The following is a 23,528-nucleotide window of genomic DNA, read 5'->3' as shown; positions in this document are numbered from 1 at the left end:
TCGTTGATATATCGTGTGCTGCATGCAGATCGCTCCCGTCCCGCGCCGCCTGCTCAGTGACGAGGTGTTCGCGCGTCTGCGCGACGCCATCGTCCGGTTCGAGCTGCTGCCGGGGGAGAAGGTCCGTGACACCGAGCTCGCGGAGCGGTTCGGCCTGAGCCGGACCCCGGTGCGGGAGGCGCTCAACCGGTTGGCGGACACCGGGCTGGTCGAGGCCAAGCCCGGTGTCTACACCCGGATCACCCCGCTGGACCGGACCGATGCCGAGCGCGCGCTGGCGGTGCTGCGGGCGCTGGACACCCTCGCCGTCGGCACCGCGGTGCCCCGGATGACCGCGGCCGACCTGGAGGAGATGCGCGCGGCCAACCGCGACTTCGAGCGTGCGGTGGTCTCCGACGACACCGACGCCGCCCTGGAGGCCGACGACCGCTTCCACGGCGTGCCGCTGCGCGTCGCCGACAACCCGACGCTGACCCGGATCGTCGAGCAGCTGCACCCGCAGATCCACCGGATCCTCTACCGCAAGTTCTCCACGCTGCTGGGCGGTCGCAACACGATCGAGCACCACGACGCGTTCGTGGACCTCTGCGCCACCGGCGACGGCGCGGCCGCCGCGGCCTCGTCGGGGCAGCACTGGGAGCGGCTCGGCGGGCACATCACGGAGCTGTTCGCGACCAACCAGCTCGGCTGACCCGGTGCCGGCGCGGTACCCGCCGCGCCGGCACCGCGCCGGTCACCCGCCGTCGTCGGTGCGGGGTGTCTGCACCAGGCGCACCGACCGCCTGCGGTCGACGAACTGGCCGCGCCCTGGCGGCAGCGTGCGCGGCCGCACCGTCCCGAGGAAGCGACCCTCCTCGCGCGGGCAGGACAGCAGCAGCGCGGGGGTGCCGAGCTCCCACATCCGCCGGATCCCGGCGTTCATCATCGACCGCGAGGCGCCACCGGTGCTGCGGGCGATCACCAGGTGCAGGCCGATGTCGGCGCCCTGGGCGAGCAGCGGCACCAGCGGTTCGAGCGCGCCGGCGCCCATCCCGCCCTCCATCAGCTCGAAGTCGTCGACGAGCACGTAGTAGCGCGGGCCGGTCCACCAGTCCCGGCGCGGCAGCCGGTCCGGGGTGATGTCCGGTCCGGGAACCCGGGCGCGCAGCGTCTCCCCGACCGTCCGCAGTGCCGTCGTCAGTGCGTCGACGCCGACGGAGTAGTCCTGCTGGTACTCCTGGCCGACCGCGTCGTAGAGCTCGCGGCGCACGTCGCCGAACACGATCCGGACCTCGTCGGGGGTGTGGTGGGCGGCGACGCTGCGCGCGACGTGGCGCAGCAGACCCGTCTTGCCGGTCTCGGTGTCGCCGTACACCAGCAGGTGCGGGCTGGCGTCGAGATCCCACCACTGCACACCGAGCCGGGTCTCCTCGACACCCAGCGCCATCCGCATCTCCGCGGTCGCGCTCGCCGCCGTCGGCGCGGGCAGGTCCGCGGGCGAGAGCCGCCCGGGCAGCAGCCGTACCGGAGGGGCGACCGGTGCCCGTGGCGTGGTCAGGGCCTCGGTGAGCTCGACGGTCGCCTCGGACAGGTCGTCGGTGGCGCCGGAACCGTCGATGCGCGGCAGCGCGGCCAGGAAGTGCAGCTTGTCCCGGGTGAGACCGCGGCCGGGTCGCCCCTCCGGCACGGTCGCCGCCACCCGGCTCCCCACCTCCGAGTCCACCGGGTCACCGAGCCGCAGCTCGAAGCGGGTGCCGAGGACGTCGCGCAGCCAGGGGCGCATCTCCGCCCAGCGGTTGGAGGCGATGATCAGGTGGATGCCGAAGCCGAGTCCGCGCGCGGCCAGCTCCTGGAACCGTTCCTCCAGCTCCTCGTAGTCCTGCCGGACCGTGTACCAGCCGTCGACGACGAGCATCACGTCGCCGTAGGGGTCGACGTCGAGGAAGCGGCCGTCGCGGCGGGCGCGCCGGTAGGTCGCCATGGAGTCGATGTTGTGTTCGGCGAACAGGGCCTCCCGCCTCGCCAGCAGGTTGGTCACCTCCAGCACCGTGCGGGTCACCCGGTCCCGGTCGAGCCGGTTCGCCACCGAGCCCACGTGCGGCAGCCCGGACAGCGACGACAGCGTGCCGCCGAAGTCGAGGCAGTAGAACTGCACCTGCGCGGCGGAGTGGGTCAGCGCCAGCGACGCGATGACCGTGCGCAGCAGGGTGGACTTGCCGGTCTGCGGCCCGCCGACGACGCCGACGTTGCCGCCGGCCCCGGACAGGTCGGCGGTCAGCAGCTCGCGTCGCTGCTGGGCCGGCAGGTCGATCAGCCCGACCGGGGCGCGCAGGGTGCCCGAGTCCAGGGCGCCGACGGCACGCAGCCCCAGCTCCGGGTCGTCGACCAACGGGGGGAGCAGCTGGTCCAGCGCGGCCGGGACGACGAGCGGCGGCAGCCACACCTGGTGGGCCCGCGGCCCGATCCCGGTCAGCCGCCCCAGCAGCACGTCGATCATCGTGCGGGTCTCGGTCGGCTCCTCGGGCTCCGGCTCCTCGGCCTCCGGGAGGACGGGTGGCGGGAGGTACTCGGTCCCGAACGCCACCACCTGCTGCTCGACGTCGTCGCGGCGCCGGCGCCGCCGGGCCGGGCGGTAGGTGGCCGAGGAGTAGGCGCCCTTGAACCGCAGCAGGGTCTGGGTGTCCGGACGGAGGTAGCCGTTGCCCGGGGCGGAGGGCAGCTCGTAGGCGTCCGGGACGCCGATGATGCTGCGGCTGTCCCCGGCGGAGAAGGTGCGCAGCCCGATCCGGTAGGACAGGTGGGTCTCGACCTTGGAGATCCTGCCCTCGTCGAGGCGCTGGCTGGCGAGCAGCAGGTGCACCCCGAGGCTGCGGCCCAACCGGCCGATCATGGCGAACACGTCGACGAACTCCGGCTTGGAGGCCAGCATCTCGCTGAACTCGTCGACGACGACGAGCAGGGCGGGCATCGGTTCCAGCGGCGCCCCGGCGGCGCGGGCGGCCTCGTAGTCCCGACGCGAGGCGTGCTCGAACCGGCGCAGGTGCTCCTGGCGTCGGTTCAGCTCACCGGTCAGCGCGTCCTGCATCCGGTCGACGAGCTCCAGCTCGTCCTCCAGGTTCGTGATGACCGCGGAGGTGTGGGGCAGCGAGTCGAACCCGAGGAACGCGGCACCACCCTTGAAGTCGACGAGCACGAAGTTGAGGTCCTCGGAGGTGTGCGTCGTCGCCAGCGCGAGCACCAGCGTCCGCAGCAGCTCGGACTTGCCCGACCCGGTCGCGCCGATGCACATGCCGTGCGGGCCCATGCCGTCCTCGGCGGACTCCTTGAGGTCCAGCTCGAGCGGCGCACCGGCGGCGGAGATGCCGATCGGCACCCGCAGCCGTCGCTGGGCGCCGGCCCGGCCGCTGCGGTAGCGGACCGGGTCGAAGGTCCGTACGTCGCCGAGCCCGAGCAGCGCGGCTAGGTCGTAGTCCGCGGCCAGCGGCTCCTCGGCCGTCCCGGTCGCGGTCCCGATCCGGAAGCGGGCCACGGTGCGTGCCAGCGCCGCGGCCGCGGCCGGCCCCAGCCTGTCCGGGCGGCAGAGCGGTCGCGGTCGCGGGCGGCCCAGCCGGTCGAAGACCACGGTGCGGACCTCGTCCGGGTCGACCTCCAGGAACAGCGCGTCGGCCCGCTGGGTCCACGGCAGCGACCCGCCGACGTCCAGGATCACCGTGTTGCGGTAGCCCTCCAGCACACAGCGGTGCTCCGGGTGCACGCCGACCCCGTCGAGGACCAGCACGACCAGCGGCTCGGTCGCGGTGACCGGGGAGCCCGCCTCGAACCGCGGGCGTCCGGCGAACGCCGGGCCACCGAGCAGGTCCTCCGCCTCGGCCAGGCTGTCGGTCACGATCCGCCGCGCGCCTGCGGCGTCGGGGGAGTCGGGGTCCTGGCCGTGCGGCAGCCACTTGCACCAGTCCCAGCGGTGCCGGTTCTCGTCGCTGCAGGCCACCGCGACCCGCAGGTCGGCGGGGCCGTGCGCGGTGACCAGCTGGGCCAGCATGGCGCGGGCCAGCCCGAGGACCGCCTCGTCGTCGCCGCTCATCTGGATCTGGGCGAACCCGCGGACGTAGACCGCGATCGGGGCGTTGGGGACGGTCGAGTAGGCGCGCAGGAAGCGGCGGAGCGCATGTGCCGACAGCGGTTCCAGGTCCTCCACGGGCTTGGTCTCCGGCGGCGTGAGCGCCAGCGACGACCGCCGGGTCCCCAGCCCGATCCGGATCTCGCCGAAGTCGTCGTGCGAGGGACGGCGTTCCCACAACCGGTAGCCCAGGGCGATCGACCAGAGCGAGCGCGGATCCGGGTGCAGCCACTTCGCGGCCGTCTGCTGGGCGGCCAGCGAGCGGCGGACACGACCGCGCAGCTGGGTGAGATAGCGGACGTAGTCGCGGCGCAGCCCGTGCAGCTTCTGCTTGTGGTTGACGGAGTTGCGCAGCAGCCCGACCAGCATCATGCCCATGGCGGAGAGCACCATCAGACCGCCGCCGACGTAGATCAGCGGTCCGCCGCCGGGCCGGACGAACATCATGACCATGGCCAGCGATCCGAGGCCCATCGGCGCGTACATGAGTGCCGAGCTCATGCCGCCGCCCGTCTCCTCGGGGACCGCGGGCGGCTCCTGGATCTCGACGGTCTCGTCGGGCACCGGGGGCTTCTGACGGCGCGCCCGGCGGGCGAACAGTTCGGTGCTCACGCGCTTCCCCTTCGTGGGTGATCTCCCCTGGAAAGCCCGGGCGGGGCCGCGGCGCCGCGTGCGTACGCGGGGGCGGACCTAGCGTTCCGGGCGGTTCGCGGTGGTCGACACCCTGGCAGGAGAGGACCCGAGGAACCGTGACGCAAGAGCAGATCCAGCATCGCACACGCAGCTCGGCCCGGCTACGTTTCGTCCTCGGTGAGAAGTCCGCGGACATCACCGTGCCGGCCGAGGTGCCGCTCGCCGACCTGCTGCCGGCGGTGCTGCCGCACTTCGGCGGGGACGTGATCGAGCAGGGTGCCGAGCACGAGGGCTGGGTGCTGCAACGGCTGGGCGACCCGCCGTTCGACGAGGAACGCACGACCGGCGAGCTGGGCCTGCGCGACGGCGAGGTGGTGCACGTCCGGCCACGGGCCGACGGGCTGGCCCCGATCGACTACGACGACGTCGTGGACGGTGTGGGGGAGCAGGTCCGCAACCATCCCTGGTCGTGGACCGACGGCCGGACCCGGGCCATGCTGCGACTCCTGGCGGCGCTCGCGCTGCTGACCGGTGTCCCGCTGGTCCTCCAGGTCACCGTGCCGGCGCTGGCGCTCGCGCTGGCCGGGGCCACGGCGGTGGTCCTTCTGGGAGCGGCGGGGCTGGTCGCGCGCAGCGGCGCCGGGACGGTGCCCGCGGCCGGGCTGGCCGGTGTCGCCGTCTGCTACGCCACCACCGGTGGTGCGCTGCTGATCCGGCTCATCGAGCCGGCCGCCCCGGTGATGACGGTGGTCGCCTGCGCCGCGGCCCTGGGCCTGATGGCACTCGCCGTCGGGACCGCGCTGGTCGCCGACGGCGCGCTGCTGTTCGTCGGGGCCGCGACGGCGGGCCTGGTCACGGCCGCCGCCGGCCTGGCCGGAGCGCTGGGCGGGGTGTCGGCGCCGAGGGCCGCGGCGATCGCGGTGGTGCTGTCGCTGGTGGCCGGGGTCTTCGTTCCCTCCATGGCCTTCCGGCTGTCCGGCCTGCAGCTCCCGCTGCTGCCGGGGGAGCCCGAGCAGCTCTCCGACGACGTCGAGCCGGTGCCCTACGCGCTCGTCGTGGAGCGGGGGACGGCGACGGTCGGGTACACCGCGGCCCTGCACGTCGGGCTCGGGGCGGCACAGCTCGTGCTGCTGCCCGTGGTGCTCGTCGAGGGCACCGTCTGGGCGGTGGTGTTCGTGCTCGTCGTGGCGGCGCTGATGGCGCTGCGTGCCCGGCACCTGGACTCGGTGGTGGCCCGGTGGGCGGCGCTCGCGCCGGTGCTCACCGCGCTCGTGGCGTGCGCGGTCGGGGTCGCCCCGGTGCTGTCGCCGACCGCCCGGGTGCTGGGGCTGTGGCTGCCGGTGCTCGCGGCGGGCGCGATGCTCGCCGTGGCGGCCGAGCGGCTGCCCGGCCAGCGGCTGCGGCCGTACTGGGGACGGGCCGTCGAGATCGTCGAGTCGCTCACGGCGGTCGCGGTGCTGCCGCTGCTGTTGCAGGTGCTGGGCGTGTTCGCCTGGATGCGCGGACTGGCGGGCTGAGCAGGTGCAGTCGCGTCGGGACCAGGTCCAGGCCTACTTCTACGTCGTCGGGCGGATGACCTCCGCGGTCACCCACGGCCGGCCGGACGTCGTCCGTCCGCCGGGGCGCCGGCTCAGCACCGGGCTCGCCATCGGCGTGCTGATCGCGGCGGTCCTCTGCGCGGGGTTCGGCGTGTACGGGTTGTTCCAGCCGGGTGGGAACACCTCGTGGCGCACGGCGGGCGCGCTCGTCACCGAGAAGACCTCCGGGGCCCGGTTCGTGTACCTGAACGGGACGCTGCACCCGGTGCTCAACCTCGCCTCGGCCCGGCTGGCGAGCGGCTCGGCCGCGGCGCCGACGTCGGTGTCGGCCGCGTCGCTGGCCGGCACCCCGGTGGGGGCACCGATCGGCATCCCGGACGCGCCGGACTCCCTCCCCAGCGCCACCTCGCTGAACCGGGCCCCCTGGACGGTGTGTGCGAGCCCGCCCACCGCGGGCAGCGTCGGGCCGCCCACCCTGTCGCTGCTGCTCGGCGCCCCCGCCGGTCCCGAGCCGGCGGACGACGAGGGACTGCTCGTCGCCACCCCCGACGGCCAGGAGAGCCTGGTCTGGCAGGGCCGTCGGCACCGGATCGGTGGACCCCGTGTGGCCGCCGCGCTGGGCTACGACGACGTCGCCCCGGCACCGGTGCAACCCGGCTGGCTGTCGGCGGTGCCGGCCGGTCCGGACCTCGTCGCGCCGGCGGTGAGCACCCCCGGCGCCCCGGGGCCCACCATCGCCGGGCGGCCCAGCCGGGTCGGGCAGGTGTACCAGGTCAGCAACCCCGCGCTCGCCTCGGACGATCTCTACCTGGTGCGCGCCGACGGCGTCGTCCCGCTCACCCGGACGATGGCCGCACTGGCGATGTCGAGCGGCGGGAGCACGGTCCGGGTGGGCCCCGCGGACATCGCGACGGTGCCACGGGCGGCCGGTGTGGAGCTCGGTCATGACCTGCCCCCGGTGCCGCCCCGGTTGGTGGTGACCCACCAGGAGGACGTCCCCTGTGTCCGGGTCGACGTCGCCGACGCAGCCGCCCCGGTGCGGATCGGGACCCTGCCGGCCACCGCGGTCGCGGCGGCCACCGTCCCGGCCGGGACGCACACGCCGGGGGTGCAGGCCGACCGGATCGGGATCCCCGCCGCGTCCGGAGTGCTCGCGCGGGTGGCGTCCGCGCCCGGGGCCGCGCCCGGAGCGGCGTTCCTCGTCACCGACATCGGGGTGCGGTTCCCGGTCGCCGACGACGACGCCCTGTCCGCGCTGGGCATGCAGGGCAGCAGCGCGGTCGCGGTGCCCGAGCAGCTGCTGGAGCTGCTCCCCACCGGTCCGGTGCTCGACCGGGAACCGGCGCTGCAGACCAGGTCACCGCAGTCCCGGGCAGGGCGATGACCCTGCGCGAGCGACCCGCGGGGGATATCCCCTGATATCCACCCGTCCGGGGTGGTGATAACGGAGTGTTCACGCGGGGCCACCAGCATCTGCAGCATCGGAGAACGTCCGACCATCGACATGTGTAAGGACCATCGCCCACGCCCCGATGCGGTGGGCCGGGAATCCGGAGGACGGAAATGGCCCAGCAGAACACGAAGGCCAATGCGGCAGTCATCGAGCAGGTCGCGGCCCGGCACGAGCAGACCGGCTCGACGCTCATGAGTCTCGTCAGTCGCTCGGCCGGCACCGTTGAGGGTCTGCTAGGTACCAAGAACAGCGCGCTCGGTGTGGCGACGAACCAGGCGTGGGACGACCTGGTGACCTTCGCCCAGCGCAACCAGCAGGAGCTGCAGCATCTCGCCACCGGTATGCGGGAGACCGCCCGCGAGAACATCGCTCAGGACGAGGCCGGCGCCCAGGGCATTCCGCAGGGCACCAACTGATCTGAGCACGTCACCGTTCGTCGTCACCGTCGAAGGAGATCCGTCGTGGACCACATCAAGTACGAGTACGAGAACATCAGCGAGGCGGTGTCCGAGATGAAGCGGACCGCTGGGGCGATGCTGGAGGAGACCGAGTCGCTCAAGCGCGAGGTGAACCAGCTCGTCGGGGCCCCGGACGACTACACCGGTCAGTCGGCCTCCGCCTACGACGGCAAGGCCGTGGAGCTCTCGCGGCAGCTGCAGGCCAAGATCGAGCACCTGAACGAGCTCCACCGGATGGTCCAGCAGGGCGCCGAGGACGTGCAGCTCCAGGACCGTGCGGGCGCGGGCAGGTTCTGACGACTCGGCCGGTGTCACCCCGGACCGGGGTGACACCGGCCGGTCTCCGCTGCGAGGAACGGAGCAGAGATGGCTGAGGACACGAAGGTCGACCGGACGGCCATCGAGGATGCCGCGGGCAAGCTCGGCAAGCTGATGGACGACATGAAGGCGTTCACCGATCTCGACCCGCACTGGCCGGACGCGGGCAAGTTCTCCGTGGCCCAGTACGTCGAGCGGCGGGTCGACGACCGGCGCAACGCCGTGATCGACCACGCGAAGCGGCTGAAGACGATCCTGGACGCGATGGAGCCCTCGCTGAAGGACGTGTCGAAGCTGCTCACGGAGGTCGACTCCGACAGCGCCGCCGCGGTCGGCAAGCGCATCGACCAGCTTCGCGCCGACGCGGACAAGCAGATCGTCGACCGCGCCAACGAGATCGAGCACGAGCAGCACAACTTCACCACCGGCGACGAGTCGGAGGCGAGCAACACCTCCGACGGCGACGGCTACGACGACACCCAGGGCCAGATCATCACCGGTGTGCCCAAGGGCGAGGAGGGCGTGGGCAGCGTCCCGAAGGACGAGGTGCTCAACGCCCCGAGCCAGACCGAGGACACCGACCAGGACACCACTGATGAGGAGTTCCTGGACGAGTACAAGAAGGACAAACCCGGCTCCTGATCCCGGTCTCCGCCGCGCTGTCACCGCATTCCCGAGAGGACACCCAGGACCATGGTCGATCAGACACGCGTCGACGTCGGCGCCGTCACCGCATCTGCCGACGCGGTCGGTGCTCTGCTGCCCCCGAGCTCGGCCTCCCGGGACCGGCTCGGCGCGGACTGGTCGCCCTCGGGGCCGTTCGCGGCGGCGCAGCAGCTCGACGCGGTGACCGATGCGCGCACCCGGGAGCTGCTCGACCACGTCACCGCTCTCCGCACCGAGCTCGGGGAGTTCGGCGGCGCCCTCGCCGACACCGCCCGCAACCTGGTCGAGACCGACGTCGTCTCCGGTACGCGGGTGACCGACCTGCCCGGTGACGAGGTCGTCGATGCCTGACGCCGACGACCCGGACGCGTTCGGTCTCGCCGGACAGGACACCGCACCCCCGCCGGCGTTCGACGCCGCGGACTTCAAGACCTGGACGACGTTGCAGTTCCAGGTCGAGGGCATCGCGCCCCAGGAGGGTCAGTCGCCCGCCCCGGCGGCGTGGAAGAAGTTCGGCGACCAGTTCCAGACCGCCACCGAGCGTCTCCAGTCGATCAACGACGACGTCGCGAAGCTGGTCAAGCAGGTCGACGAGGCGCTGGAGGGGCAGGCCGGATCGGCCTTCCAGGACTACGCGAACGGCGTGCTGAAGGAGAGCAAGGCCTTCGCCGCGGTCCTGGCGGACAAGAAGTACGCCGACACCGTCCGCGGCATCGGCACCGACATCGCCGCGTTCCGCGACAAGTGGTGGGAGACGGTCCAGCAGAGTTGGAAGGACCGTCGCGCGGCCCAGGACAAGGTGCGGGCGAAGGCCATCTCGGCCGTGACGCTCGCCGCGGCGGTGGGGGACACGTCCCTGATCGCCGATGTCGTGCAGACGTACAAGAACGTGGTCCGCCGCATCGAGAACGAGTACGAGGACAAGCTCGTCAAGGAGCTCCAGAAGCAGCTGGGCGGGCTGGCGGACGACTACTCGACGGCGGCCAAGGACATGGCTTCGCTGGACATCGTGCGTGGCGAGAAGGCGCAGGGGTCGAAGTCGGCCGTCGCCAAGCTCGACAAGGACGACGACAAGAAGGACGGCGACAAGGACAAGGACAAGGACGACGATGAGGTCGAAAGGGACAGGCACGACGACAAGTACAAGGACGAGGACGACGAGGGCAAGGACGGCGGCACGGACGGGGAGAAGTCTCCGGCCGTCGAGGAGCTGGAGGAACGCGTCGACGAGCTGGAGGAGCGGGTCGAGAAACTGGAGTCCGGCGGCGAGGGCACCGGTGGCTTGGGCGACGACCTCGGCGACGGCTCTGGCTCTGGCTCTGGTGAGGGCTCCGGTACCGGCGGGGGCACGGGCGGTGGCACGGGCTCCGGCGGTGGGAGCGGAGGCGGCGACTCCGCCCGCGACAAGGCCCTGAACGACGCCAAGAACGCGGCCGGCAAGGCGATCGACGATCTGGCCGGTGGTGGCGCCACCGGCGGGGGGGGCCGGGCAGTGGTACCGGTGGGGGCCCCGGTTCCGGCTCCGGGGAGAAGGGCGGCTCCGGCGGAGGCGTCCCGGCCCCCGAGATCCCGGATCTGTCCACCGAGTCGCCGGGCGGCGGCGCCGCGGACGGCACCGGGGGCGGGACCGGCGGCGGGACCGGCGGCGGTGGCACGGACCCGCAGCGTCAGGCCGCGCTCGACCAGGCGAAGAAGGCAGCCGGAGAGGCGATCGACGACCTCCGCGGCGGGGGCTCCGACCCGACCCGGGACTCGGCTCTCGAGGACGCGAAGAACGCCGCGAACCGTGCGATCGACGACCTGGCGGGCGGCGCCGGTGGCCCCGGCGACGGTTCGTCCGGCGGTGGCCTGCCGGGATCGGGCGGTGGCCTGCCGGGATCGGGTGGTGGCACGCCCGGATCGGGGACGGGCGGCGGGGCGAAGTCACCGTCGTCGGGCGGCGGCAGCGGGTCCGGGGCGGAGGCAGCCAAGCGCGACCAGGCCCTGGAGGACGCGAAGAAGGCCGCGAACGAGGCCATCGACGATCTGCAGAATCCGGTGTCCGAGGGCGGCTCCGGCGACGGGAGCGGCTCGGACACGGGGAGCGGTTCTGACACGGGGAGCGGCTCCGACACGGGGAGCGGTTCCGGCGGGGCGAGCAGCGATCCCACGCGCGACCAGGCGATGGAGGACGCGAAGTCGGCCGCCCAGAAGGCGATCGACGAGCTGCGTACCGACGACCCGGCCCGCAACGAGGCACTCGACCAGGCCAAGGAGGCCGCGAACAAGGCCATCGACGACATGGGCCGCGAGGGCGACACGGCGCTGAACCCCGGCGACCGCGGCCTGCTCGACCAGGCACACGGGGCGGCCAACAAGGCACTCGCCGAGCTGGGAGCGGACGCCACGCCGGAGGAGCGGCGGGCGGCCGTCGAGAAGGCGATCGACGACCTGGGCAACCCCACCGGCGACCCGCACCGCCAGGCCGTCCTGGACGAGCTGAAGGACACGGCGACCGACGCCCTGGGCGACGATCCGCACGGCCGGACCTCGGACGCGATGGACAAGGCGTTCGAGGCGCTCGGTCAGGACGCGGCCGACAAGACCGGCCTCGGCGGCGACGCCGGGGGCAGCACGGCGAGCGAGGGCGGCGGCTCCGGCAGTGGCAGCTCGGTGACGCCGCCGGATCTGCCGTCGGCGTCGGAGCTGATGGGCGAGGACGGCAGCGGCGGTGGTGCGGGCGACGGTTCCGGCGACGGTGCCGGGAGTGGCCCGGGAGGCGGCTCCGGCAGTGGCAGCTCGGTGACGCCGCCGGATCTGCCGTCGGCGTCGGAGCTGATGGGCGAGGACGGTACCGGCGGTGGCGCGGGCGGCGGCTCGGGCGACGGCGCCGGTGGTGCCGGGGGTGGTCTCGGCGGTGGTGCAGGTGGCGGCCCGGGTTCCCTCGACCCGAGCCACGCACAGTTCGACACCGACGTCGCGTCCGAACGTGGCTTCAGCACCCCACCCGGTGGGATCCCGAACGGGCAGGTCCTGCCCGCCGCCAACGGCGGTGCCGCCGGTCCGATGGGTGGCGGCATGCCGATGGGTGGCATGCCCATGGGTGGCGCCGGGATGTCGCCGCAGGGCATGGGACAGGAGCGCGAGCGCGAGCCGCACACCTGGCTGCAGGCCGAGGGCGGGATCTGGGACGAGGACACCGACCACCTCGCGCCCGGTGTGATCGGACGGACCTGACCGTGACCGCCCCCGTCCCACCGGTGGACGCCGGTTTCGACGCGGTCGTCGCCCAGCTGCTCGCGGCCGACCCGGACGTGCTGTATCGGCGGGCGGCCGCGGTCGACGCGGTCGTCGCCGAGCTGGAGACGGCCCGCGACGGCCTGCGCCGCGAGACCCACCGCGTCCAGGAGGTGATGCTCGGCGCGACCGCCGACGGGTTCGTCGCCGAGTCCGCGGCGAAGGCGGCCGCGATGGAACGGTCACTGGACGCCGTCCGGAGCTGGTCGCCCGCGCTGCGCCGCGCGGCCGACGAGCTCGCCCGTGCCCGCAGCGCGGCGCAGTCGTTGCGTGAACAGCGCGCCGCCTGGGCCGGGCACCCGCAGGCAGCCGAGGTCGAGGAGACCTTCGCCGCGGCGGCCCGGGCCGAGCTGGCCCGCGTGGAGACCGTGCTCGGCGCCGCCGGCGGCACACAGCAGCCGATCGCGGCGGTGCCGGGATCGGTGCCCGCCGGCGGCACCACGGCGACGCCGACGTCGGCCACCGCACCGCCACAGCCGACGGTGGTCACCGCGATGCAGCAGACCTCGCCGGCCCCCACGGCCGGGATCCCGGGGCTGACCGCACCCGGCCCGGAGGCGGCCGGCGTCCGTGCGGCCTCGGTTCAGGCGACCCCGACCCCGGCGACCGTCGGCGCGGTACCGGAGGGCACGCCCGCGGCGCCGGGCGAGGTGGCGTTCGCTCCGGCGGCGTTCGCACTCGGTGGTCAGGCGCTCGGTGCCCCGGCCGCCGCTCCGGCCGCGGCGGTTCCCAGCGGCACGCTGCAGTCCGCTCCGGTGCTCGCCGCGCGGGCCCCGACCGTGGCCCCGTCGGGGGTGCTGGGACGCCCGACCGAGACCGGCCGGGCGGTCACGCCGGCGACGGTCACCGTGCCGGACGGCACCCGGACGGCTCCGGCCACGCAGGAGCCCGTCGCGCCCGTGCGGTCGCTCGGGGCCGTCGTCCCGGGCTCGTCCGCCCAGAGCGACGCCGCGATGCCGGGCGGCGTCGTCGGGATGGCCACCGGCGGGGTGCTCGGACGCGGCGGGACCGAAGGCCGGACCCCGGCCGGGACGGCTCCGTCCCCGGCGGTGGAGCGGACCGACGCGACCCGTCGCGGGTCGGAGCGCGCGACCGGCGCGGAGACGGTCGATGCCGTGGCGGTGCCGCAGCTCGAGGCACCGCGGACCGCGGGGGTGTCCGCCTCCTCCACGACCCCGGAGCGGGTCCGTCCGGACCTGGGCCCGGTGCCGTCGGCGCCGGCTCCGTCGTCCTCGCTTCCCGCGTCGTCCGGGGGAGCGGCGACCCGGATGCCGACCCTTCCGGTCACCGGCGACACGGCGGCCATCGCGACGCTGCCGGTCACCACCCCCACCCCGGACCCCCGCAGCGGCGGTCGCCTCCCCCTCGGCCCGGCCGGCGCCGACGTGGGAACGCCCGGCGCCGGGCCGACGGGGGCCCCGTTCATGCCGATGGGTGCCGGGATGGCCGGCGGGATGAACCAGAACGACGACCGCACCCGCGAGACCTCGCTGACCGCTGATCCCAGCAACTGGCGCGACGACGGCGTACCGGGCGTGCTGGGCCGAACCTGAGTCCCGCACCCGCCCGACCACACGAGGAGGAGACACCCATGAGCGACGCCACCGACCACGAGGCCTACTACGCCAGGCGGCTCGACGAGTCCTTCGACCAGCTCGAGCAGGAACGTGCGCGGGTCGGCGAGGTCAGCCGGGTGTGGAAGGAGGAGCAGACGACGGTCGTCGCCAAGGACCGGTCGTTCACCATGACCTTCGACGGCCGTGGTGACCTCACCGACCTCAGCTTCCACGGCACCCGGTACCGCTCGCTGGCACCCACCGAGCTCGCGCACCTGATCGTCGCGACGCTGCAGTCCGGGCGGTTGCAGGCCCTGGAGCGCACCGCGGCGATCGTCCAGGAGGGCGGCGGCGCGGACGGGCTGGACCTGGTCGGACTCGCGACCGGCAAGGTCGACCCCGCCGAGATGATCGAGTCCCTGATGGGTTCGATGTTCGCCGAGATGGGCGTCGAGGACCCGACCCGGGGTGAGCGTCGTGGCCGATGAGACCTACGTCGACCTCCCCGGCGTCCGGCGCAACGCCGACGGGGTGCGTCGCATCCGCAGCGACCTGGCGGGCCCGTTGGAGCGTCTGAACGCACTCAGCGCGCAGTACGAGGGCTGCTGGGGCAGCGACGACATCGGCAAGGCCTTCGGGGAGAAGTACTCGCCGGACTCGACCGAGGCCCGCGCCGGCGTCGGCGAGACGACCGAGGGGCTCGACCTCTACGCCGACAACCTCGAGATCTCGGCGGAGAACCTGACGCGGCTCGACGAGGACAACGGCTCGCACGTCCCGCCGATGCCCGACGCGAGATGACCACCCGCACCGACCCGTGCGGGCCCGCACCTGCGGGTGGGGCGTGGACGCCCGCGTAGTGCCCACCGGCGCCGAGGAGCCCGCAGCGGACCCGTCCGCCGGCCCGGAGGCGGCCCGACCCGACCCCGCCCGGCGGCAGCGCCGGGGCATCGCACCACCCGGAACGAGGAAGGAGGGATCCCTGCGATGGCAGGACAAGGCGGATCGACCGAGCTGCCCGACTCCCTCCAGAAGTTCTTCAAGGTCACCCTCGGGATGGAGTGGCCGGAGGGCAACGAGGGCAACCTCCGAGAGCTGAGCGCAGCATGGGCCGACCTCGCGGCCGCGCTCGAGCGGGCCGCGCTCGATGCGCGGCGGTCCGGTGACGCGCTCGACGACGTCCTGCGCGGTGACACCGGCGCCGCGAACGCGAAGCTCATCGGCGAGGACTACGCCGCCAGCCTCACCGAGCTGGCCAACGGCGCCGACGAGTTCCGGAAGGCGACGAAGAACGCCGCCGCGGACATCCAAAAGGGCAAGATCATGCTGGTCGTGATGGCCGCGATGACCCTCGCGGCCGTCATCGAACTGCTCGTGTCGCTGTTCGGGGCGATCTTCGTCCCGGCCGTCCTCGCCGCGGCCCGGGTCACTTTGTGGGCGCTGCTGCGGCAGATGGTCAAGCAGATGATCCAGGCGGTCGCGCGGCTGGGGTTGAACAAGGCGTCCGCCCAGACGTTGCTGCGGGGGATCTCGAAGGCGCTCGCCGAGGCGACCAAGCGGGCGGCGCTCTACGGGGCGGGCGGCGCCGGGCTCATGGCCGGCCTCGACGGTCTCATCCAGGTCGGGCAGAACAGCGCGGGTGGCCGCGAGGGCTACGACCTCGACTCCATCGGGCACAGCGCGATCGGTGGTGCGATCGGCGGGGCCGGCGCCGGGCTCGCGCGCGCGGCGGCCGGCGGCGTCCGCAGCTGGAGCAACAGCGCGATGCGCAACCTCAACCGGGCGCGCCGGCCGGAAACCCCGCCCCTGCAGCTCGCCCGCCACGTCCGCGCGTTCGGCATCCTCGGCTACGCCGGCGCACAGATCATGACGGCGCCTGCGTCCGGTGCGGTCATCAACGCGGTGTTCGGGGAGGACTCCAACCCGTTCTTCGGCGCCATCGGCGCGCTCGGCGGAATGCGCAGCCGGCCCGGTGGCGACTTCGGGATCGCCGCGAGCAAGTTCCCCGCACTGAGCCCGACCTCGCTGCTGGACCACATGAAGAAGGAGGGGCTGGGGCCCTCCGCGACCCCGCCGCCCTGGATGGCCTCCGGTGGCCCGGGAGCCGGCGTCACCACCCCCACGACGTTCGACGGAGGGGGGCCGCCGACCGGGCCCCAGCTCGCCGACGACGGGACGACGACCCGCGGCGACGACGGGGACTCCTCGCCGTCGACGCGGTCCCCGGAGCAGGGGGTGGGGGACCGTCCGCCGCTGGTGATCCCGTCGGCGCCGACGGTGGGGACCCCCCTCTCCGCGGTGCCGGAGTCCTCGTCCCCGGGGGCCGTCACCGGATCGTCCGCGGCGTCCTCCCAGCCGTGGAGCTCGGCCGCGGGTGCCCGACCGGAACCGGTGTTCTCGTCCGCTCCGCCGTCCCCTGCGCCGTCCTCTGCGTCGTCCGTGGTCGACCCCGACGCGTCGTCCCCGGCCGGGAGCAGTGCGGCCGGGAGCAGCGCGGCGGGGAGCAGCGCCGCGGGCAGCACTGCGGCTGAGAACAGCGCCGCGGGGAACAGCGCCGCGGGGAACAGCGCCGCCGGGAACGATGCCGCCGGGAACGCGACGGGCAGCGCGGCCGGCGGCGATCCGGCGGGCCGTGGTGCCGCGGGGATCGACTCGGCCGGTGGCACCGCTGCGGGCAGCGCAGCGGCCGGGAACCCGACGGGTGGCGATCGGACGGGCGGCGCCTCCACGAGTGGCCCCGACACGGGTACCGACGCGGCAGCCGGGAACGGCACCCGCGGCAGCGACACGACGGGCGGGGCGATTCCCCGGGCCGACGTGACGGCCGGCGGGACGTCCGGAGGCGACGCGGCCGGTGGCGGCGTGCTCGGCGCCGAGCCCGGTCTCGGCGACACCGGGCTCGGCGGTGCGCACGGCTCCACCACGGAGCTCGGCAGCACCCCCGGCGGCAACGCGGAGTTCGGCAGTACCTCCGGCGGAGATGCGGCGAGCTCCGCCACGCCCGGCGGCAGTGTGGCGAGCTCCGCCACCCCCGGCGGCAGTGTGGCGGGCTCCGCCACCCCCGGCGGCAGTGTGGCGGGCTCCGCCACGCCCGGCGGGATCGTGGCGGGTGTCGCCACGCCCGGCGGCACCACAGCGAGCTCTGCCGCGTCCGGCGGGAGCGCGGCGGGTTCTGCCACGCCCGGCGGAAGCGCGGCGGGCTCCGCCACGCCCGGCGCCACCACGGCGAACGGGAGCTCCACGGGCGGCGGGGCGGCGGGCAACACCCCGCCCGGGAGCAGCTCGAACGCCCACGGGACGACCCCTGAAACGGCGGTCGGAGGTTCCGCGGAGACCCCGACCCCCGCGTCGGTCAGCGAGGGCCGTGGGGAGAGCACCTCCCCCCGGGACGCCGTCGTCGAGGGTGAGGGTTCCGGCCGCGGTGCCGAGACGCCCGGCGCCGTCGGAACGGTGCGGCCGGATGGTGGTGCCACGCCGGGCGCGGTCTCCACCGGCGACGGTCCGCCCACCCCCGGCATCGCCCGGGACGTCGACACGACCCGCCCGACCGAGCCCACGCCGGCCACCCGCGACACGACGACCGACTCCCCCGGTGGTGTGTCCCGGGAGCCGGTCCCTGGTGCGCAGACCACGAGGGGGGACTCCGGAGGCACCGCGGCCCCGAGCGGCCCCGAGGCGTCTCCGCCCCGGAGCGCCGACGACAGCGGGGGCCGTGCGGTGGACGGCTCCGTCCTGTCCGCGCCGACGTCCGTCACGGCGGTGACGCCGCAGCCCACGACGTCGGGCGGCGGCCGCGACGCCGTCGCGCCGTCCGGTGGCGGCCGGGACGCCACGACGTCGTCCGGTGGCGGGAGGGACACCGCGTCGTCGTCCGGCGGGGGACGCACCGACACCACTGCGACCGGCACCGGGTCCGGGGCGGGCACCTCCCGTTCCGGTCGTCCGGGGCTGTCGGTCGAGACCGCGGCCGGGGACGGGCGCACCGTCGGGGGCGGGTCCACCGCCCCCACACCGACGAGTGGCGGCCGCGGCGGCGATCCCGTCACCGCCGACGGGTCCCGTGCCGGGGACGGCCCCCGGGACGAGGTGTCCCCGGTCGGCCCGGTCGACGGGGACCGGGCCACGTGGGAGACCTCGGGATCCCCCTTCGCCACCGACGACGTGTCCCCGCTCGTCGAGCGCGGTGAGTCCCCGGTCCTGCCGGCGACCGTGTCGCACACGCCGACCAGCGGCACACCCCCGACGACCAGCACGCCGGCCGCGGCCGGCAGCACGCCGCCGGCGACGAGCAGCGTCCCCCCGACGAGCAGCACGCCCCCTCGGGTCCCCACCCCGGTCCCGTCCGGGGCGACACCGGCCCCGCCCGCACCGGTGTCTGCAGCGTCCTCGGCCACCCCGGCCACGACGGCCGGTCCGGCCACGACGTCCACCGCGACCCGCACCGACGGCGCCCCGCCGGCCGCGGTACGCACCGGCACGGACACCACGGCGCGGACGGGAGATCCCTCGTCCGGCGAGCACCGCACGACCACCTCCCGTACCCCGGACGGGGAGTCCCGCGGCACCGAGTCGCGCCCGGCGACGTCGGCCGGCCGCACGCGCACCCGCGACGAGGAGGACTCCGCGGTCGTCCTGCCGGTGCCGGCCCCCCATCCCGCCGACGTCGGTCCGCCCGCCCCACGCAGCGGCGACGACGGGGGACGGTCCGCATCGCTACGCCCGGAGCACGGCGCGCCGGTCACGCCGGTCGGCTTCCGTGAGTTCAGCAGCGCGGTCGGTGAGGACGCCCGCGGCCCGATCCGTGACGCCACCGACGCGTTCGTCCGCGACGTCCTGACCACACCCCCGGACCGCCCGGCCCGTGCCATGACGATCACCGGCCACGGCAACGGGTCGATGCGCCGCATGCCCTGGTCGGTCGACGGCACCTCCACCGGACGGGCCCGCGCCGAGGCCGTGCGGGCGGTCGTCCTGGAGCGGCTCGACGAGCTCGCGAGGGAGGGTGGCCTGGGCGGCCGGGAGCCCTCCGAGTTCCGCGTCCTGGTACGAGCGGACGCGACGCCGCTCACGTCCGGGGCGCTGCGCGACACGAACCGGGTCGCGATCATCGACTACACCACCGACGACGTCGCCGGCACCCGGTCGGAGAGCACGGTGACGTTCGGCTCCGGCCAGCACCGCCCCGATCCGGGGGCCGACGCCGACATCGTCGCGCTCGCGGGACAGATCCGCGAACGCCTCCGCGGCGGCGGCTCGGTCCGGGCGGAGATCATCGGTGACGGCACCGGCCGTCCGGCGCAGCGGCTGGCGCACCACGGCGGGGCACTGATCGAGTCGTCCGGCCGGGTGGCCAAGACCCGGCTCGGCAGTGCCGAGAAGTGGGCCCGCGACCTGGTCAGCCACCCCGCCGACGACCCCCGTCCCCCCAGCCGGTGGGTGGTCCGGCCGCCGTCGCCCGGGCCCGAGGCGCTCCTGGAGCAACGGCGTGTCGCCGGCCGGGAGCGGGCCGGCAACGTCGCCGAGCGGCTCCGCGAGCTGCTCGGCCCGCAGGCCGACCGCGTCCACATCGCGACCCGGGCCGCCGTCGACACCCCGGACGGCTCGGTCCCGGAGCCGTCGCGGACGGTGCGGGCCGTCGTCGAGCAGGACGCGGCGCGCCGGCCCGAGACGCTCGGACGCCGCGATCCCGGCGAGGACCTCGCGCCCCCGCGCGACCGTGACGGGCTTCGTGACGGGCTCCGTGACGTCGAACGGGACAGCGCCCGCGACGGCGACGGGAGCGACAGTGGGCGGAGCGACAGCGGGCGGAGCGACAGTGACCTGAGCGATGCCGCCCTGAGCGACGCCGCCCTCGCCGCCGCGCCCGTCCACATCCCGTTCGCCGAGGGCTCCCACCGGATCGCCCACAGCCACCGCGCGGCGGTCGACCGTGCCACCGATGCGTGGATCGCCGACGTCGTCGCCGCCCGCAGGGCAGGGGGCCCGACGCCCGCGCTGGTGGTCACCGGGCACGGCAACGGGTCACGTGAGGTCGTGCGGCCGTGGGCCGACCGCACCGGCGCCGAGGTCACCGGCCGTGACCGGGCCCGCTCGGTGCACGACGTCGTCGAGCAGCGCCTGGCCGAGCGGCTGCGCACCGACCGGCCCGGTGGTCTCACCCGCGAGGACTTCCGCATCGTGTCCGCCGGCAGCGCGCTCCCGCCCACCCCGGACGCGCCCGCCGAGCAGCGCCGCGTCGCCGTCATCGAGCAGCGCGCCGACGACGTCACCCGCACCGACTCGGTGCACGACGTCGCCTTCGACTCCCACGTCACCCGCCTCGGCGACGATGCCCGCCGTGACCTCACGACCTTGGCCGGCGAGGTCCGCGAACGCGCCCGCCTGGCCGCCGAGGCCGGGGAGCCCCCGCCGCGGGTGGAGCTGGTCGGCGACGGGATGGGCCACCGCGCCGACCGCCTCCGCGGCGGTGCGGAGTCCCTCGTCGGTCGGGCCGACACCGACCGGGCCGGGCGTCCCCGCAACGACGTGGCCCAGCGGCTGGCGACGGGCCGGGCGCGGGCACTGGCCGCGGCCGTGTTCCTGCGCGGGCAGCTCGCCGATGTCCCCGGGGTGCGGATCGTGCATCGCGCCGCGGTCGACGCACCGGACGGTGTCGTGCCCCGGCCGAGCCGCGGCGTGCAGGCGCACGTCGACGCGCCGGTGCCGCGCACCGTCATGGGCGACCCGCAGGGCCGTCACCTGCAGGACGTGCCCCGCCGGGTGCACGTCCCGTTGCTGGGCGGCCGGTTCACCGCCGACGTCCGCCGCGCGCTGGACCTGTGGATCGCCAGGACCGGCGACCCCTCCGCAGTACATGTGTGGGCCGACGCCCCCGGTCGTCCCGGTGGCCTCTCGGACATGGCCCGGCGCCGCCTGACCGAGCTCGGGGTCACGGTCCGTGACATCTCCACCGACCTCCCGTCCGGCACCCGTGCCACCGACCGGATCCTCCACCACCGGGTGCGCACCGGGTCCTTCACCGGTGTCGGCACGGACGTCGCGCTGTCGGTCATCCACTCCGAGGGTGGGATCTGGGCCGACCCGGCCGTGCGCGCCACCGGCGACGGCCCACCCGCTCCGCTCCCGGCGACGATGCCGCGCATGCCCGCCGGCGTCACCGACGGGGAACCGCTGTTCCCGCTGCTCACCGGCCATGTCGACGGCCTTGCGGGGCCCGGCACCGGACTGTTCGTCGCGCCTCCGGGCTCGGCGTTGCTGCAGACCCTGCTCAACTCCGACCGGCTCGGCGAGGACGGGTTCCTCACCGGCCGCCTGCAGGAGCACCTCGACGGGCGCCCGGTGGACCTGACGGCGCGGGCCGACCGCGGCACCGAGGCCGACCTGCGCACCGACCTCGGCGCCGGCCGGTTCCGGGTCGACGACCACGTCCTGTCGCCGTGGACCGGCCGTGACGTGCCCGCCCCGGCCGCCGCCTCCCGCTCGATGCTGCGGGTGCAGTCGGTGGGCCCACAGCAGCGGCAGGCCGTGGCGGACCTCATCGCGTCGATGGTCCCGGGTGCATCGGCACGCCGGTCGGGGACGGCGACGTCCGCGCAGCTCGACGCACTGCTCACCCACCGGCCGTCGGCGCTGCACCAGGGGCTGCCCTTCGACGTCGAGATCGGCGGCCGCCGCTACGAGGCCGTCGTCGCCATCGACCACGTCCCCGGACGGCGGGCCGAGGGGCCCGATCCCGCCGCGCCGAAGACCGACGGCACCGAGCAGATCCGGCGCGGCACCGACAACCTCGTCGAGGGCCGCTACGACGACAGCAGCCGGGCCGTCCCGATCGCCGGTTCCGGTGGGTCGCTCGCCGGGTACGGCGGCGCCGCGATCACCGCGTCCGGGGGCGACACCGTCGGCCACCGGACCCGCAAGACGGTCAACAACGATGTCGGCTACGACGCCAAGCACACCCCGGCCGCCGACGTCCCGGTCCGCTTCACGGTCACCGTGCGCGACGAGTCCGGCGCCGTCGTCGGGCCCGGGCCGCGTGCCCTGGACGGCACCGCCACCGGGTGGTTCGACGAACCGAAACCGAACCCCGGCGCCCGCCCCGCCGTCGAGCTCGGTCCCGCCGCCGGCCCGGCGCTGTCCAACGCGGCCGTCCTCGACGTCCGCGGGGCCGGCCCCGACGCGGTCCTCGCTGCATTGGCCGACCAGCTCCCGCCCGGGTTGCTGCGCCCCGACTCGCCGGGCCGCAACCGGCTGGTGCACTTCCTCTCCGACAACAACCTGGCCCACCACTACGAGCGCTTCACCACGGGCTGGGTGCGCTCGGACGAGCTGCGCAACCCCGGTGGACCACCGGTCTACGTCGAGTCCCGGCTGGTGCCGAAGAAGGGGTCGTGGCTGGCCGAGCTCGACGGCAAGACCACCAAGCAGCAGCGCATCGACTGGGGTGTCGAAGGCAGCAGCAGCTCGCGGCTCGGCGTGTCCGGGGAGCTGCGCGGGGGCTGGCGGTTCATCCCGAAGCTGGCCTTCCTGCACCTGGGCCCGTACCTCGGGGTGGGGTGGCAGCGCAGCCGTGGGTGGGCGGCCACCCACATCGGAGCCTCCCGGCGCAACGTCGACCAGAGCTCCCTGGGCGCCTACGACGTCGAGTTCGTCCGCGAGACCAGGGTGCGGTGGGGGTCCACCAGCGCCGTCGCGCCACCGGCCCGGACACCGGTGGAGCTGGTGCTCGCCGACTCCCCGCACAACGCCCGCGACGCCGGCCTGCCCGTCACCGACGCCGTCCGCGACGCCCGCAACACCGACCGCCGGACCGACACCCTCCCGCCCTACCTGGCCGCGGGCCTGGGCATCGGCCGGGCACACGTGCACTCCCTCGGCGACGCACCGACCCGGCTGCGGGAGCGGATCGACCAGATCATCGCCTCGGTGGGCGGCCCGTTCGCCGACCTCGCCGACGGCGACGGCAGCCACCGTGTGTCGACGAGCAGCTCGACGGTCCGCGACCTCGGTGAGACCTGGCGGATGCTCGACCACAACACCACCCAGACAGTGCTGGGAAGCAGCGCCGACTCCCTCTACGACGGCGGCGTCGACCTCGTGCTCGCGCGCGACCGCTTCCGCCGCACCGAGTACCTGCACCTGAGGATCAGCGCCGAGATGCGCGACGTCGGCGACGAGGGCCCGCTGTCCGGGATCAGCGTCAAGACCAGCGCCGGCAACCGCACCGAGTCCGTCAGCGGCGCCGGAACCGGGATCGAGGGCTCGCTGGGCCTGCGGGCCGGACTGGGGTTCGAGGCCGGCGTGGCCTACCCGGGCCTGGGAGGACGGGCCTCGGCCGCCCTCGGCCACAGCGACAGCGGTGCCGGCGGCACCATCACCGGTCGTCGCGCGGTCGCCGGTCCTGCCGGCCCCTCGCACCGGGTCACCGGCCAGAACGTCTACACGATCACCGCGGAGCGGTTCAGCGAGACCAACGCGCTCGGGCGGCTCACCGGCATCGGGGCACCCGGTCGGCACGTGAGCCCCAGGACACCGGTG

General features: G+C 74.9%; 13 protein-coding genes (1 of these 13 running past the window's edge). 12 read left to right on the top strand and 1 reads right to left on the bottom strand.

From position 1 onward, the window contains the following. The first annotated feature begins 22 nt into the window (after positions 1-22). Entirely contained in the window at positions 23-691 is a 669-nt protein-coding gene (locus Ae717Ps2_RS21095) for a GntR family transcriptional regulator (protein WP_020624679.1), read from the top strand. Between the two features lie 42 nt (positions 692-733). Here Ae717Ps2_RS21095 and eccCa read toward each other — a convergent pair whose 3' ends face one another. Next, entirely contained in the window at positions 734-4,708 is a 3,975-nt protein-coding gene (gene eccCa, locus Ae717Ps2_RS21090; protein WP_075333810.1) for a type VII secretion protein EccCa, read from the bottom strand. 137 nt (positions 4,709-4,845) lie between these two features. Between eccCa and eccD the strand changes: the two genes are divergently transcribed. The 11 genes from eccD to Ae717Ps2_RS21035 form a co-directional block, all read left to right on the top strand. After that, positions 4,846-6,246: a type VII secretion integral membrane protein EccD gene (eccD, locus tag Ae717Ps2_RS21085; RefSeq protein WP_075310565.1), complete on the top strand. Its 1,401-nt coding sequence runs from the start codon at positions 4,846-4,848 to the stop codon at positions 6,244-6,246. 4 nt (positions 6,247-6,250) lie between these two features. Continuing rightward, positions 6,251-7,651: a type VII secretion protein EccB gene (gene eccB / locus Ae717Ps2_RS21080; protein ID WP_075333809.1), complete on the top strand. Its 1,401-nt coding sequence runs from the start codon at positions 6,251-6,253 to the stop codon at positions 7,649-7,651. Between the two features lie 179 nt (positions 7,652-7,830). Then, positions 7,831-8,136 carry a hypothetical protein gene (locus Ae717Ps2_RS21075; RefSeq protein WP_075310569.1) on the top strand — a complete coding sequence of 102 codons (306 nt, stop codon included), beginning with the start codon at positions 7,831-7,833 and terminating at the stop codon, positions 8,134-8,136. 45 nt (positions 8,137-8,181) lie between these two features. Then, positions 8,182-8,475, top strand: a complete 294-nt coding sequence (locus Ae717Ps2_RS21070) for a WXG100 family type VII secretion target (protein ID WP_075333808.1) — start codon at positions 8,182-8,184, stop codon at positions 8,473-8,475. A 69-nt stretch (positions 8,476-8,544) separates the two neighbouring features. Then, complete coding sequence (locus Ae717Ps2_RS21065) at positions 8,545-9,138, top strand: hypothetical protein (RefSeq protein ID WP_075310573.1); 594 nt, start codon at positions 8,545-8,547, stop codon at positions 9,136-9,138. A 51-nt stretch (positions 9,139-9,189) separates the two neighbouring features. Beyond that, positions 9,190-9,513 (top strand): hypothetical protein, encoded by a 324-nt coding sequence (locus Ae717Ps2_RS21060; RefSeq protein WP_075310575.1) that lies wholly within the window; start codon positions 9,190-9,192, stop codon positions 9,511-9,513. Beyond that, on the top strand, positions 9,506-11,470 hold the full coding sequence (locus tag Ae717Ps2_RS21055) for a hypothetical protein (protein WP_075333807.1): 1,965 nt from the start codon (positions 9,506-9,508) through the stop codon (positions 11,468-11,470). Before Ae717Ps2_RS21060 ends, Ae717Ps2_RS21055 begins: the two co-directional genes overlap by 8 nt. Before the next feature lie 910 nt (positions 11,471-12,380). After that, positions 12,381-13,991 carry a hypothetical protein gene (locus Ae717Ps2_RS21050; RefSeq protein ID WP_075333806.1) on the top strand — a complete coding sequence of 537 codons (1,611 nt, stop codon included), beginning with the start codon at positions 12,381-12,383 and terminating at the stop codon, positions 13,989-13,991. A 38-nt stretch (positions 13,992-14,029) separates the two neighbouring features. Beyond that, positions 14,030-14,482, top strand: coding sequence for a hypothetical protein (locus Ae717Ps2_RS21045; RefSeq protein WP_020625943.1), 453 nt, complete (start codon positions 14,030-14,032; stop codon positions 14,480-14,482). Continuing rightward, positions 14,472-14,795: a hypothetical protein gene (locus tag Ae717Ps2_RS21040; protein ID WP_139320109.1), complete on the top strand. Its 324-nt coding sequence runs from the start codon at positions 14,472-14,474 to the stop codon at positions 14,793-14,795. The genes Ae717Ps2_RS21045 and Ae717Ps2_RS21040 overlap by 11 nt, the downstream gene beginning before the upstream one ends. Before the next feature lie 186 nt (positions 14,796-14,981). After that, positions 14,982-23,528: the 5' portion of a toxin glutamine deamidase domain-containing protein gene (locus tag Ae717Ps2_RS21035; protein ID WP_075333804.1), read on the top strand. Its footprint extends 21,246 nt past the window's final position; 8,547 of the gene's 29,793 nt are visible here — the first part of the coding sequence; its start codon is at positions 14,982-14,984; its stop codon lies off the right edge, out of view.

The organism is Pseudonocardia sp. Ae717_Ps2 (genome assembly GCF_001932475.1).
Lineage (GTDB): Bacteria > Actinomycetota > Actinomycetes > Mycobacteriales > Pseudonocardiaceae > Pseudonocardia.
Note: the sequence above shows the minus strand (reverse complement) of the source record. Positions and strands in the feature narration are given on the sequence as shown.

Bases quoted from the DNA above. Each gene is read 5' to 3' on its own strand.
- Ae717Ps2_RS21095 (WP_020624679.1), top strand. From the start codon at position 23: ATGCAGATCGCTCCCGTCCCGCGCCGCCTGCTCAGTGACGAGGTGTTC.
- Ae717Ps2_RS21075 (WP_075310569.1), top strand. From the start codon at position 7,831: ATGGCCCAGCAGAACACGAAGGCCAATGCGGCAGTCATCGAGCAGGTC.
- Ae717Ps2_RS21065 (WP_075310573.1), top strand. From the start codon at position 8,545: ATGGCTGAGGACACGAAGGTCGACCGGACGGCCATCGAGGATGCCGCG.
- Ae717Ps2_RS21060 (WP_075310575.1), top strand. From the start codon at position 9,190: ATGGTCGATCAGACACGCGTCGACGTCGGCGCCGTCACCGCATCTGCC.
- Ae717Ps2_RS21055 (WP_075333807.1), top strand. From the start codon at position 9,506: ATGCCTGACGCCGACGACCCGGACGCGTTCGGTCTCGCCGGACAGGAC.
- Ae717Ps2_RS21045 (WP_020625943.1), top strand. From the start codon at position 14,030: ATGAGCGACGCCACCGACCACGAGGCCTACTACGCCAGGCGGCTCGAC.